The following is a 12,643-nucleotide window of genomic DNA, read 5'->3' as shown; positions in this document are numbered from 1 at the left end:
AACTAGGGTTAAAAACCCGTCAATTCAAAGTTTTTTTAAGAATTATCTTGGGGCAAAATGCTATAATCATCCAAAGTTTTTTAGGCGCTCTATTGAGCGATGATGTATTTAGCCATCATCCATTGAGCGATGGTCAGGCAAAGCTGTTGAAGAAGGTTAAGCTGTGTTGAAAGCAAGTGATGTGATGGATTGTATGATGGGTCATAAGGTGCGTACCAATGTCAATGCGCAATCATCAGCCATCAGCGCTTTGTTAATTGCCTTGGTGAGTATATCGGGTGCGTTAAGTGCCTGTAGCCCGTCATCGGCGCCGCCATCCACAACGTCACAATCGGCTTCGACCACTAATGGCAATAATGCTAGTAATACCAGTGCGACGCCAAATGCAAGTATTGCGAGTACCACTGCAGCAGTGCCCAATCAACTCACGATTTACACCTCCATTGACAAAGCGGCGCTTGAGCCGTTATTAACTAGCTATGCTAGGCAAATCAATGTGCCGATTCATATCGTGCAAGATGAACCAATGTCAATTTTGGCACGGTTAAAAGCAGAGGGTGCCAATAGCCCTGCGGATGTGATTTTGACTGAAGATGCGGGTGTTTTTAGTACCGCAGTCGAAGAAGGGTTGTTACAACCCTTTAATGCCGAAAAAGCAGTGGCGCATGTCCCAGAGCGTTACCGTGATCCTGATGGCAATTGGATTGCGTTATCTAGCTACGCGCGTACCGCAGTGTATGATAGTCGTGTACTCCATACCAATGATATCTCAAGCTATGCCGACTTGTCTAAACTAAAATGGTCACAAAAACTGTGCCTAAGCCAAGGCAAATATATCCCTAATCAGTCACTGGTGGTCAATCTCATCAATAATCTAGGCGATAAACGCACCCAAGAAGTGATGCAAGGTTGGCTTGCCAATCTAAGTGTCCCTGTGCTGCTGGATGACAGTGAAGTGCTAAAGGCCATAGAAAGCGGTAAATGCCAAATCGGTCTGGTCAACAGCAACCACTACGGACGCTATCTGCAAGCGCATCCCGATACCCCGATTAAAATCAAATGGATCAATAAGGGCTACGGCGGCGTCAGTACCAACATCACAGGGGTTGCCATTGCGCATGCTGCCAAGCATACCGAGCTAGCTTTAGGGCTGATTGAATGGCTGGCTGCCAAAGATCAGCAATCGCTGTATGCCAGTTTAAGTAACACCTTTCCGATTGACCCCAATGCCGAAGCCTCGGTATTACTCAAATCTTGGGGGGATATTGAAGTCAGCCCGATACCTGTGAGGTTTTATGGCGAAAGACAAGCGCTGGCAGTCGATTCAATGCAGCAAGCGGGTTATTACTAATTAGCTTTGCTCACCAAAAAATGCAAATAACGCCCTAGCCATTTATAAGGGTCTTGTCCGCTATAGGCGACTTCCATATCAATTACCGCTTGTGGATTGGTATGTCCACCACGCTTGAGCGGTGAATAATCATGAAACACCCGTAACCCTGACGTATGCAAGATTTGGTAATGATGGTCACCAATCCAAGCAATCACCTCATCTTTTGCCACCGGGTGATTGGGCGTCAAACTGCCATTATCGGCTTTAAAATCTTTGTTATTTAGTAGATTAAAATTGCCCATCACCAAGTTACGGTACACAAAGCTGGCAGGGTTATAAAAACACAGCGATAGCACCCCTTTTTCAGCGCCATCATCGACAAGCCACCGATCAAAAAAATCCATAATCAGTTTTGGCTCAGCCAACCACTCAAGCACCGCATGACACAGGATTAAATCATATTTGCCGGTTAATTTATCATCCAATTGCTGATAAGGGCAGGTATGCCAGGTGATATTTTGTGCCGCCTCGCCTGCGTTTTGTTTGGCAATCTCAAGCATATTGGCAGAGATGTCATTGATGGTGACGTCATGCCCGTCTTTGGCAAGTTCGATACTGATTTGCGCCAAGCCTGCACCAACATCCAATACGCGAAGCGGTCGGGTTTGTGTCTGTTGCCATGACTTTACCCAGCCAAAGATATCATGGCGCAGCACGGCAAGGCGAATTTCACCTTTTAAGCCGCCGTATATTTTTTTCTCAAAATGCGCGCTGATGTCATCAAAATTGCGGTCTTGGTTCGTCATACAAGATTTTTCAGTCCGCGTTGTTTTTCGCGTTGATAATCACGCTCTTTTAAGGTGGCGCGTTTATCGTGTAGTTTTTTACCCTTAGCAAGGGCAATTTCGCATTTGACGCGGCCATGACTCCAGTACACTTTAAGCGCCACACAGGTATGACCTTTTTGGTTGACCATGCCAAAGAGCTTATCAATCTCGCGGCGGTGCAGCAGTAGCTTACGGGTGCGAAGGGGGTCAGCGACAATGTGAGTCGATGCCGATAGCAGCGGCTGAATGTGCGCGCCAAACAAAAAGGCTTCACCATCTCTAAAAATCACATAGCTTTCGGTGATACGCATTTTACCCGCACGGATGGATTTGACTTCCCAGCCGAGCAGCTCAAGCCCCGCTTCAAAGCTTTCTTCAATAAAATACTCGTGACGCGCTTTTTTGTTGCTAGCAATCAGGCTAGGCATTTTTGGTTTTTTAGTCATTTAGGTTTCCTTGCTGCAACATCGCGGACATACCCAATGCTGCACAGCGTGTGTTAATAATTTTGTTGCCATAATCTTATTACAAGAATCGTGTTGCCATAAATCAGTATGATAAGCCGTTTAATATGGCGATAAATCCCGATAAATCAATTCTTGGGTTTTGATTACTAAGTTTAAGTTTTTGATTATTGGGCTTTGGATTACTAAGTTTTTTATTGCTAGGCTTTACCCTAAGTTTTAATTAAGCTTTGGGTAAAAGGCTGCAAAGCTGTCATGATAACACGCTAAACACAAATTGATAGTGAGATTTGATTGTTAATTGGGGGCAAATTTTGCTAGGATTAGCAACAAACTAGCAATCTTTGTTTTAATCATATTGTTAGCACCAAATAGCGCATTATTTATCATAAAGAGACAGCCATGTCAGCAGCCAGCCAGCCAATTGCAAACCCTTATACTAAAATTATCTATCCGGGTACATTTGACCCGATTACCAAAGGGCACCTTGATTTGATTAAGCGCGCTTGCCGCCTTTTTGATGAGGTAATTGTCGCGGTGGCGATTGGTCATCATAAAAAACCGTTATTTACTTTAGAGGAACGGATTGGACTGGTAGAAAAAGCCTGTCATGATAAAGATTTGAGCAATATATCGGTGATTGGCTTTGATGGGTTGCTGGTGGATTTGGCAAAAAATCAACAAGCCACAGGTGTACTGCGTGGATTGCGGGCGATGTCAGATTTTGAGTATGAATTTCAGCTTGCCAATCTCAATCGTGAACTAGACCCAAACTTTGAAGCGGTGTTTTTGACCCCATCGCAGCAATATTCTTTTATCTCCTCAACGCTGGTGCGCGAAATTGGCAAATTAGACGGTGATGTGAGTAAATTTGTACCGCCGTGTGTCGAAGAGGCATTTGAACGAAAAAAACAACAGGGTTGGTAAGTCGTGGTAAAATAAACGTTTCTTGGTAAACGTTTTAAAAGCTATGGCATTAATAATCACTGATGAATGTATCAACTGCGATGTCTGCGAGCCCCTTTGCCCCAACGATGCGATTTATGTGGGTGAGTTGATTTATGAAATTGACCCTGCGCTGTGTACTGAGTGTGTCGGTCATTTTGATGAGCCGCAGTGTTCGCTGTTTTGTCCTGTACCTGATTGTATCCCCAAAGATCCGAATTACCTGGAGACGCCAGCGCAGTTAATGCTCAAATTTGAGCGCATCACCCAAACTAAGAATACTAGTCAATAAATTTTCATAACCGCTATTTTTAACAACGTCGAATTTTAACAAAGCTATTATAGATAAGGAATGTCTATGCCCGCCAATAAAGCAGAACTGAGTGCTTTTCTGAAGCAATCTTTCCCCCAAGCCAACTGCCACATCGAATCGGTGGGTAACGGGCAAGCAATTGTGTCACATCTTATTGGTGACGATGAATTACGACCGGGTGGTACGGTATCAGGGCCTGTGATGATGAAAGTGGCTGATGTTGCGCTATATGTGGCTATTTTGGGCGAAATCGGTATCGTACCATTGGCAGTGACTACCAATCTTAATGTGTCTTTTCTGCGAAAACCCTCTGCACAAGCCAACCTTATCGCCAAATGCCAGCTTATCAAAGTCGGGCGCACGCTTGCGGTAGGCGATGTATTGATTTATTCAGAAGGTGATGACAGACCTGTGGCGCATGCAGTCGGTACGTATGCGTTGCCTGCTGACCGTGACTAAATAGATAAAGCCTGCTATAATGCTTGCCTTGGCAGACCAGACGAACGCTGCTTGCCCCTGTTTACAGTGGGTAAGGGGAGGAAAGTCCGGGCTACACAGGGCAGAGTGCCAGCTAACGGCTGGGGGGCGTAAGCCTACGACAAGTGCAGCAGAGAGTAGACCGCCTTAGCAATAAGGTAAGGGTGAAAGGGTGGGGTAAGAGCCCACCGCATGACTGGTAACAGTTCATGGCAAGGTAAACTCCACTCGTAGCAAGACCAAATAGGTGTCCGTATGGCGTTGCCCGCGTTGGACACGGGTAGGTTGCTTGAGCGTATTGGTAACGATACGCCTAGATGAATGTTCGTCCTAGACAGAACCCGGCTTATCGGTTTGCCATGCTTATTTTAATCAACCTATTGTTATCAATAGGTTTTTTATTTTTACGCGTGGCAATAATATCGTTTTAACTTTCCGATTTAGTAGATTTGAAATTAGCCACTAACCTTGAAACGGCAGGGTGAAATTTCGAATACGCATAAAGCGTTTACTAAACAGTGATTTGATAGGTTTTTGCGGCGTGATGTAAGTGATTCTTTGCTCTGACATGATATCAATCAGCTTAACGACTTCTTGCATTCCCCAACTATAGACATCAAATGATTCTATAAAAGCATGGTGTTTAAAGAGATAGGAATGCTTGGATAAATCAAAACAGCCCATAAACCAGTTGTTAAATACGGCGTTTGAAATATAGCCTTGACCAATGAGTTTGATATGGGTGTGGCGATCATCTTGTTTTAAAGCATGAAGTAAGTTTGCACACGCTAACTCATCGCCTTCATAATACTGAAAAAACTTACCGGCATCGTACAGCAAAAAACCAGTGATACCAGAGCTGGCATTATTTTTAATACATTGGTTCAGAATTTGGGTAAACGTATGTTGATTCAACGCCGCAGTCAGCGTTATCTCACTACAATAAGCCATAAAGTATTTTTGTGACATCCCAATAGTCCTTGGTAAGTGGTACGTGAATATGAATTCCAAATAATTGCTATTATCTGCTACAGCCGCTTGCAACATTATATAAATTTGCAAAATAAAATAGTCATGATAGTCAAAATTAGAAAAAATACCAATTACATTTGTGTTGTAATACTAAAATATATCCTATATTTGACCCATATCATCAGCGAAAAAAAACCGCGTGAATCAGCGGCTTATTAACCCAAAAGCAACCCAAAAACCACTCAGAAACATAAGTGACGCAAAAGCTACTTCAAGGATGGCGGCTAATGAGGGTGCCAACGCCTTTATCGGTAAAGACCTCTAGCAAAGTCGCATGAGGAACACGACCATCGACAATCACCGCACTTTTTACCCCGTTTTTTACCGCTTCTAGTGCATAGCTGATTTTTGGAATCATGCCCCCAGAGATAGTGCCATCGGCAATCATCTCATCCACCTTGCTTGGGGTAAGTCCAGTGGCAACATTGCCTTCTTTATCAAGCACCCCTTTGATGTTGGTGAGTAAAATCAGTTTTTCCGCGAGCATGAACTCAGCGACTTTCCCCGCCACCACATCGGCATTGATATTGTAAGTATTGCCTTCATCATCCACGCCAAGCGGTGCGATGACAGGAATAAAGTTAGAGGCAATCATCAAATCAATCACATCGCGATTGATGCTGACCACATCACCCACAAATCCCAAATCAATTTGTTGTTGGTTGCCTTGTTCATCCGTTTTGGTCATCGGTAATTTTTTAGCGCGAATGAGACTGGCATCTTTACCCGTTAAGCCAATAGCACGACCACCGTGTTTGTTGATGAGATTGACGATAGATTTGTTGACGCTACCACCAAGTACCATTTCCACCACATCCATGGTGGCTTTATCGGTCACTCGCATGCCATCAATGCGGTCAGAGCTGCGCCCCAATTCTTTAAGCAAGTTATCGACTTGTGGACCGCCGCCATGGACCACCACAGGATGAATGCCTACAGTCTTTAACATGACGATATCTCTGGCAAAAGAACTCTCTAATATCGGATCAGTCATAGCATTGCCGCCGTATTTGACCACCATCACTTTATCTTCAAAACGCTGGATGTAGGGTAGTGCTTCGGTCAATACGTCAGCGGTATGCATGGCCTGCTCAAGATCTAATGCCATTTCAAATCCTTATATAATTTTGCTAGAGACGTTTTTTAAAATGCGATTTTACAAGCGGTGTTTATACAGGCTGAATTTGTGCGACTTGTTCGGCAAGGTTGTCATCAATCGTACGGCATAAGTCAACAAAAATAGATTGAATATGCCGCAGCTCAGCAACGTCATTGGCAGAAAAACGCACGGTCAAAAAACTGCCCGTATTTGACTTGCGTAAAATACCAAATCCCTCCGCAAAATCCAAGCGCAACCCATCAATCGTATTGACATTTTTGACCGCAAATGAGGATTTTAACCGTTTAAACGGCTTTTTCCCCAGTGCCGTGATACGAGCAATCACGGTTTGACCATAATGGTTATCGGCGATAGGTAAGTACATATCTGCCGTACTAATACAAATGGGCAAACTCGCTAGGATATCGTTAAGGCTGATAGGCTGATGGCTCAGCCAATTGAGTAAGCGGGCAGCCGCATACATGGCGTCGTCATGTAGCACAAAATAGCCATCGTTAAAAATAAAATGCCCTGATAATTCACCTGCAAAAATCGCGTTGTCTGATTTGTTTTGTAGCGACTTTCGCATCAAGCTACTGCCAGTTTTGGTCATCATCGGGGCAGCGCCATGCGAAGCGATGAGATTGGGCACATGATGCGAGCATTTGACATCAAAAATGACTTTTTTAGCAGTTGATGTATGCGTACTGGGCAGTTCTTCAATGGCAATGCGAGAGAGTAGATAAAGCAAATTGTCAGGGCTAATCATCTGACCCTGTGCATCAATTACCATCACCCGATCGCCATCACCATCAAACGCCAAGCCGATATCTGAGCCTGTAGCTTTGACTGTTTGAGCTAACTGCGTCAAGCGATTGGATTGCGTTGGGTCTGGGTTGCCTTGGGGAAAATTGCCATCGGGGGAGGCGTTTAGCATGATGCAACGATAGCCAAGCTGGCTAAATAAAGTTTGGGCAAAGTCACTGGTCGCACCATGCATACAGTCGATGACAATTTGCTGAGGTGCATGAAAATAGGTAGTTTGAGTGAGTTTAGCTTGATTGATGTGAGTAAAAGCCTGCTCGATAGCCTGGATATAAGTTGCAAAAAAATCCTTGGGCGTTGTATAAGTAGTTTGCCTGATGGCATCAATAAGCCTGTCATCAGGTACCATGGCTTTGTAGCCAATTAAAGCCTCATAAAGCTGCTGCACATCATCACCGCTCGGCGACTCATGATTGATGAGCCATTTAATGCCATTGATATGCTTTTGCGAATGACTGGCGGTGACCATCAGCCCATTACCGGAAAATTGCTGTGCCATAAATGCCATCATCGGTGTGGTTGTCAGTCCCAACCACTGCACCACTAGACCGGCTTGCTGGCAAGCATAGGCGATACATTTGGCAATTTCTTGGCTTTGGTGGCGAGCATCGTACCCGATGACAACCGTAGGCTTGTTCACCGCTAACGTTGGCGTTGTTGCTGTCGTTTGGTGAGCATAGACAAAGAGCTCGGCAAACGCCCTTGCCAATGACCACACAAAATCATCGGTAAATAAGGTGACATCACCACGAATATCGTAAGCTTTAAAAAGGGATTTTTGCGGAAAAAAAGGATGAATAAACAGAGTATTCATAAAAAAAACATCTAACTGATTTTATACTACCAAAATCATAGCATTGAAATTTGGCAAAATAATTAAATACTCTGTTATAAATTGTTAAAAATAACTGAAAAAATGCTAATAATCAATGGGTTCCCGTTGAGCCAAAGCCGCCTTCACCGCGTACACTGATATCAGAAAACTCCGCTACAATCTCAAAAGTCGGACGCGCAATCGGCACGACCAAGTACTGCGCCATTTTCTCGCTAGGTTGTAAGACATAATCGGTTTGACTACGGTTCCAGATAGAGACCATTAATTCGCCTTGGTAATCCGCATCAATCACACCCGTTAGATTACCGAGGACGATACCATGCTTATGTCCCAGCCCTGAGCGTGGCATGATAAACCCAACATAATCAGGGTCTTGAATATAGATAGCGAGTCCTGTACCAATCAACTGGCTTTCACCAGCTTTTATGGTGATGGGCTCATCGATACAAGCGCGCAAATCTATGCCCGCAGAGCCGTCTGTCGCGCGATGAGGTAGGGGAAATTTATCGTCATTACCAATTTTGGGGTTTAAAATCTTGACTTGTACTTGCTTCATGCTCACCAACTTATCTTAAATTTATAAAAAGATGTATAAAAACCACTCTATTATAAACCTAAATGGCACAATACTGAGCAACTACCAAAGTAAGTTTTTTGAAGAAAAAAAGATACCAAAAAAAGAGCAGCCATAAGCTACTCTTTTGTATTGATATCCAGTATTCATCTATTAATTCAATTAGCAATTCAATTAGAATTTATAATGAGCACCGACAGTGACTAAGTCTGAGTCAACTGAAACATTATTTGTTACGTCAACTGAAGGCAGACGCGTATATTCAGCTTCTACAGACGCATTTGGTGAAAGGTTGTAACCTAAACCGACACCACCTGCAAGACCTGACTCATCATATTTATCATCACCAAAATCAACTTGGGTTTGCGCAAAACCTAATTTACCTTTGGCATAAACATTAGATGCTGGGAATTGATATTTATAGGTACCATATAAACCTGCCGTGTTAGTGCTAATTTCACCTACTTTTGTACCGCTAAGTTTTAGATCTTCTTCTGAAGAATCTACATATTCAACTTCTGCACCAAAGTTAGGGGTAAAATTATAACCTGCATACACACCATAAGCGGTTTGGTTATCAGTATCAAGACGGTCAACATCAGTATTAAATTGACCCGCTTTGACACCTACATAAGGTTGACCGGTGTAGCCAACAGTATTGGTTTGATAAAGAGCAGCGTTTGCACCTGCAGTCACGACAGTACCTGCAATTAAAGCTAAAAGGGTTTGATTTAAAGTTTTCATCGTCTTCTCCTTCAGAAGTTTTTTGAAAAGTATCACAACAAGCAATGTAAAATTTTAGTTAAGTTCATTTGAATATTAGCTATATAACTAGTTGCTACTCAGCGTTATTAGTTGACCCTGATTAATCAACCAGTTATTGCCCTGCTTGTTTTGTTAAAGCCATCATAGCAAAATAAATCTAGATTACTGTCTGTGTTTAACAGGTCGGACGTTAAGTTATGAAATGAAATTTGCCAAAAAGGTAAATAAGCTACTTATTTGAAATTTTTTGTTACATCTCCTGTCAAGCACCAGTTTTTTAAGAAATATTTAGTTACATTTACTTAGATATTTGGGTCAAATCTTTGTCATACAAACTTTTTTGCAATAAAAAAAGGGCTTAAAGTTACCTTTTTCGCCCTTTTTTCTATGTAGCAGTTTATTATCAAGTAATTATTTGACGGCTTTGCTTTTGAGTAACGCCTGAATATTGGCCAAATAATCCTCTGCGGTTTTCTTGGGTTGATGCGCTGCCGCTGATTTTTTCATGCCAGGGGCATCGATATGTTCTGTCGGCAACTCGTCGATAAATCGGCTAGGGGTGGTGGTTTTCATTTGCCCGCCTGCACGGCGCTGGGCAGCCAGCGTCATGGTCAGCTCTTTACGGGCACGGGTAATCCCCACATACATCAAACGTCGTTCTTCCTCGATGGATTCAGCAATAATAGAGTTTTTATGCGGTAATAGTTCTTCTTCAAGTCCCATAATATAGACATAATCAAACTCAAGCCCTTTAGCGGCGTGTAGCGTCATCAGATTGACTTTATTGGTATTTTCCTCTTCCTGTTGCTGCTCAAGCATATCAAGTAACACAAGCTTACGAATAACTGCATCGATAGTGCGATCATCGTCATCATCCGCGCGGTTAATCAGGTTTTGGATACTGGCGTAAAGCGTCTCGATATTATCAATACGAATTTTTTCTTGCTGGGGGGTTTTTGCTTCGCTTCGTACCAAATCAATATAGCCAGTTTCATCAATCATTTGCTTGACCAGCGGCACAGGGTCGGGATGCTGGTATAGCTCTTGGGTGTAACGCTCAATAAAATCAGCAAATTCTTTAAGCTCGCCACTGGCTTTTTTGGGTAACACATGTGTCAGTCCACTATGACCACTTGCCATCAAGAGCGAGACTTGGTGTTCTTGGGCAAATAGTCCGAGCTTTTCAAGGCTGGCAGGTCCAAGACCACGTTTTGGGGTATTGATAATGCGTAAAAAGGCACTGTCGTCTTCAGGATTCAGAATCAAGCGCAAATAACTCATAATGTCTTTGATTTCGCTACGGGCAAAGAACGACGTGCCGCCCGATAACTTATAAGGAATTTGCAGCTGACGTAGCTGGGCTTCCAACATACGCGCCTGAAAGTTACTACGATACAGTACCGCATAATCTTGCCATTCATTGGCATTGCGAAGTTTGTGGGTGATGATTTCTTTGGCAACGCGCTCTGCCTCATCATCATCGTTACGACAATTGATGATGCGAATCAGCTCGCCATGCCCTTTATCTGACCATAATTTTTTTTCAAATAAATGCTCATTATTGGTGATCACTGAGTTGGCAGCGTGCAAAATACGCGACGTCGAGCGATAGTTTTGCTCAAGCTTAACCACCTTTAATTTGGGAAAATCCTCTTGCAGCAGTGCCATGTTTTCAGGTTTTGCCCCACGCCATGCATAGATGGATTGGTCATCATCACCCACCACCGTAAAACGCGGCTGCACGCCAACGAGCAGTTTAATCAATTCATATTGCGCGGTATTGGTGTCTTGGTATTCATCTACCAATAGATAGCGTATGCGATTTTGCCATTTATCACGTACTTGGCTATTTTCCTGCAATAGCCGTGTCGGCATTACAATTAAGTCATCAAAATCGACCGCATTGTACGCACGTAGGTTACGCTCGTAGAGTTGATACAGCGTTGCAAATAGCATATCTTCAGGGTCGGTGAGCGTATCTGCTGCTTTTTCAGGGGGGATGAGGTCGTTTTTCCAATCCGAAATCATTTTGATAGCTTTACCGACCAATTCGCGGCTCTCGGCACCGCTCATGTTGTCACGTACCATCAAATCCATCAACAGCCGCTTGCTATCTTCGGCATCCATGATGGAAAAATTGCCTTTAAGCGGTGTATGCAATAACTCGTAACGTAAAAACTGCAAGCCAAATTGGTGAAAAGTCGAGACAGTTAAGCCTTTGGTTTTATCACTTGGCAATAATTTTTGCACACGGGCTTTCATCTCGCGAGCCGCTTTATTGGTAAAGGTCACTGCGGTGATACGCTCGGCTGGCATTTGGCATTCTTCAATCAGATAAGCGATTTTACGGGTAATCACCGATGTTTTACCCGAACCTGCACCTGCCAGTACCAGCAAAGGTCCAGAGACATATTGCATGGCTTCTTGTTGGCGAGGGTTTAATTGGCTCATAGTCGCTTCCACCGTTAATAAAAGTTGCTCAGTAAAAAATGGACAATCGACTATTATAGTCTAAAGCGCAAAAGATAAGGACATAGTTGGCGGTAAAATTTTGAGAAATAACTTGTGCAATAATCGATAAGCTAGTGGTCGTCAATGACTGGCATAAAAAAAAGATGCGGCATCGCATCTTCTGTTAATTAAATCGATAACAATATATTAATTATGGGTAGACAATACCACCTGTTGGCTCGGCTGATTTAAGGTACTAACGACCGCGTCAGTCGGACTTATCGATGGCTGAGTATCCGTTGTCAAATCAGCAGAGAGTTTAAAGCTGAGTGCCAAAAATGACATCATAGCCACTGCCATCATGGCGTTTTTGATTGGGCTATTAGCAATCGAACTATTAGAAATTGGTACATTACTAATCATCTTATCCTCGATTAATCAGCTAGCAGATACCACTCTCGTCTTTTATTTGTTATTAACCCCATTGTCTGCTTATTTTTTTCAAAAATATAATGCCAAAAAGTAATCAATTATTGCAAAATGCTAAAAGTGACGCCAAAAAAGGCTCGTCCAAAATTAGTAAGCTTAGTCAATAGAGGTCAATAAGAGTGTGTATTTTTGCTTTAGTTTATTGTGCATGAATTTGACTGATTAACTAAGTTTATATTTAGTAAATAAATGGGTAAAAAAATAATTAAAGTTA

Annotated in this window: 13 protein-coding genes and 1 other RNA gene; 5 read left to right on the top strand and 9 right to left on the bottom strand. The window is 42.9% G+C overall.

The features are described 5' to 3' along the window. The first annotated feature begins 163 nt into the window (after window positions 1-163). On the top strand, window positions 164-1,351 hold the full coding sequence (locus RTS09_RS07325; protein ID WP_198510472.1) for an extracellular solute-binding protein: 1,188 nt from the start codon (window positions 164-166) through the stop codon (window positions 1,349-1,351). Here RTS09_RS07325 and RTS09_RS07320 read toward each other — a convergent pair. Beyond that, on the bottom strand, window positions 1,348-2,139 hold the full coding sequence (locus RTS09_RS07320; protein ID WP_312535625.1) for a methyltransferase domain-containing protein: 792 nt from the start codon (window positions 2,137-2,139) through the stop codon (window positions 1,348-1,350). The two genes, RTS09_RS07325 and RTS09_RS07320, sit on opposite strands and share 4 nt — an antisense overlap. Then, window positions 2,136-2,606: an SsrA-binding protein SmpB gene (smpB, locus tag RTS09_RS07315; RefSeq protein ID WP_007115442.1), complete on the bottom strand. Its 471-nt coding sequence runs from the start codon at window positions 2,604-2,606 to the stop codon at window positions 2,136-2,138. The genes RTS09_RS07320 and smpB overlap by 4 nt, the downstream gene beginning before the upstream one ends. A 420-nt stretch (window positions 2,607-3,026) precedes the next feature. On the opposite strand from smpB, the gene coaD reads away from it, so the two are divergent. The 4 genes from coaD (at window position 3,027) to rnpB (ending at window position 4,724) form a co-directional block, all read left to right on the top strand. Next, window positions 3,027-3,551 (top strand): pantetheine-phosphate adenylyltransferase, encoded by a 525-nt coding sequence (coaD, locus tag RTS09_RS07310; RefSeq protein ID WP_312535622.1) that lies wholly within the window; start codon window positions 3,027-3,029, stop codon window positions 3,549-3,551. A gap of 43 nt (window positions 3,552-3,594) precedes the next feature. Further along, window positions 3,595-3,861, top strand: a complete 267-nt coding sequence (locus RTS09_RS07305; protein ID WP_312535619.1) for a YfhL family 4Fe-4S dicluster ferredoxin — start codon at window positions 3,595-3,597, stop codon at window positions 3,859-3,861. Between the two features lie 66 nt (window positions 3,862-3,927). Beyond that, window positions 3,928-4,341, top strand: coding sequence for a PaaI family thioesterase (locus tag RTS09_RS07300; protein ID WP_312535616.1), 414 nt, complete (start codon window positions 3,928-3,930; stop codon window positions 4,339-4,341). 28 nt (window positions 4,342-4,369) lie between these two features. Further along, window positions 4,370-4,724: RNase P RNA component class A (rnpB, locus tag RTS09_RS07295), an RNA gene on the top strand. A gap of 97 nt (window positions 4,725-4,821) precedes the next feature. On the opposite strand, the gene RTS09_RS07290 is transcribed toward rnpB, so the two are convergent. From RTS09_RS07290 to RTS09_RS07260, 7 genes are all read right to left on the bottom strand, one after another. Beyond that, window positions 4,822-5,328 carry a BLUF domain-containing protein gene (locus RTS09_RS07290; protein ID WP_312535613.1) on the bottom strand — a complete coding sequence of 169 codons (507 nt, stop codon included), beginning with the start codon at window positions 5,326-5,328 and terminating at the stop codon, window positions 4,822-4,824. A gap of 274 nt (window positions 5,329-5,602) precedes the next feature. Next, window positions 5,603-6,499 (bottom strand): acetylglutamate kinase, encoded by an 897-nt coding sequence (gene argB, locus RTS09_RS07285; RefSeq protein WP_065252347.1) that lies wholly within the window; start codon window positions 6,497-6,499, stop codon window positions 5,603-5,605. A gap of 61 nt (window positions 6,500-6,560) precedes the next feature. Next, a complete protein-coding gene (locus tag RTS09_RS07280; protein ID WP_312535611.1) occupies window positions 6,561-8,129 on the bottom strand; it encodes a phosphomannomutase/phosphoglucomutase in 1,569 nt (522 codons plus the stop codon). A 112-nt stretch (window positions 8,130-8,241) separates the two neighbouring features. Continuing rightward, complete coding sequence (gene dut, locus RTS09_RS07275; protein ID WP_065252349.1) at window positions 8,242-8,706, bottom strand: dUTP diphosphatase; 465 nt, start codon at window positions 8,704-8,706, stop codon at window positions 8,242-8,244. Window positions 8,707-8,898: 192 nt separating this feature from the next. Continuing rightward, window positions 8,899-9,468 carry a porin family protein gene (locus tag RTS09_RS07270; RefSeq protein ID WP_076774511.1) on the bottom strand — a complete coding sequence of 190 codons (570 nt, stop codon included), beginning with the start codon at window positions 9,466-9,468 and terminating at the stop codon, window positions 8,899-8,901. Between the two features lie 432 nt (window positions 9,469-9,900). Beyond that, window positions 9,901-11,940 carry a UvrD-helicase domain-containing protein gene (locus tag RTS09_RS07265; protein ID WP_076774510.1) on the bottom strand — a complete coding sequence of 680 codons (2,040 nt, stop codon included), beginning with the start codon at window positions 11,938-11,940 and terminating at the stop codon, window positions 9,901-9,903. Between the two features lie 207 nt (window positions 11,941-12,147). Further along, window positions 12,148-12,363 (bottom strand): hypothetical protein, encoded by a 216-nt coding sequence (locus RTS09_RS07260; RefSeq protein ID WP_138019177.1) that lies wholly within the window; start codon window positions 12,361-12,363, stop codon window positions 12,148-12,150. Window positions 12,364-12,643: the final 280 nt, after the last annotated feature.

Source organism: Moraxella sp. CTOTU47618, assembly GCF_032017425.1.
Classification (GTDB): Bacteria; Pseudomonadota; Gammaproteobacteria; order Pseudomonadales; family Moraxellaceae; genus Faucicola; species Faucicola tetraodonis.
Note: the sequence above shows the minus strand (reverse complement) of the source record. Positions and strands in the feature narration are given on the sequence as shown.

Bases quoted from the DNA above. Each gene is read 5' to 3' on its own strand.
- coaD (WP_312535622.1), top strand. From the start codon at position 3,027: ATGTCAGCAGCCAGCCAGCCAATTGCAAACCCTTATACTAAAATTATC.
- RTS09_RS07270 (WP_076774511.1), bottom strand. From the start codon at position 9,468: ATGAAAACTTTAAATCAAACCCTTTTAGCTTTAATTGCAGGTACTGTC.
- RTS09_RS07305 (WP_312535619.1), top strand. From the start codon at position 3,595: ATGGCATTAATAATCACTGATGAATGTATCAACTGCGATGTCTGCGAG.
- RTS09_RS07260 (WP_138019177.1), bottom strand. From the start codon at position 12,363: ATGATTAGTAATGTACCAATTTCTAATAGTTCGATTGCTAATAGCCCA.
- dut (WP_065252349.1), bottom strand. From the start codon at position 8,706: ATGAAGCAAGTACAAGTCAAGATTTTAAACCCCAAAATTGGTAATGAC.
- RTS09_RS07265 (WP_076774510.1), bottom strand. From the start codon at position 11,940: ATGAGCCAATTAAACCCTCGCCAACAAGAAGCCATGCAATATGTCTCT.
- argB (WP_065252347.1), bottom strand. From the start codon at position 6,499: ATGGCATTAGATCTTGAGCAGGCCATGCATACCGCTGACGTATTGACC.
- RTS09_RS07280 (WP_312535611.1), bottom strand. From the start codon at position 8,129: ATGAATACTCTGTTTATTCATCCTTTTTTTCCGCAAAAATCCCTTTTT.
- smpB (WP_007115442.1), bottom strand. From the start codon at position 2,606: ATGACTAAAAAACCAAAAATGCCTAGCCTGATTGCTAGCAACAAAAAA.
- RTS09_RS07300 (WP_312535616.1), top strand. From the start codon at position 3,928: ATGCCCGCCAATAAAGCAGAACTGAGTGCTTTTCTGAAGCAATCTTTC.
- RTS09_RS07290 (WP_312535613.1), bottom strand. From the start codon at position 5,328: ATGTCACAAAAATACTTTATGGCTTATTGTAGTGAGATAACGCTGACT.
- RTS09_RS07320 (WP_312535625.1), bottom strand. From the start codon at position 2,139: ATGACGAACCAAGACCGCAATTTTGATGACATCAGCGCGCATTTTGAG.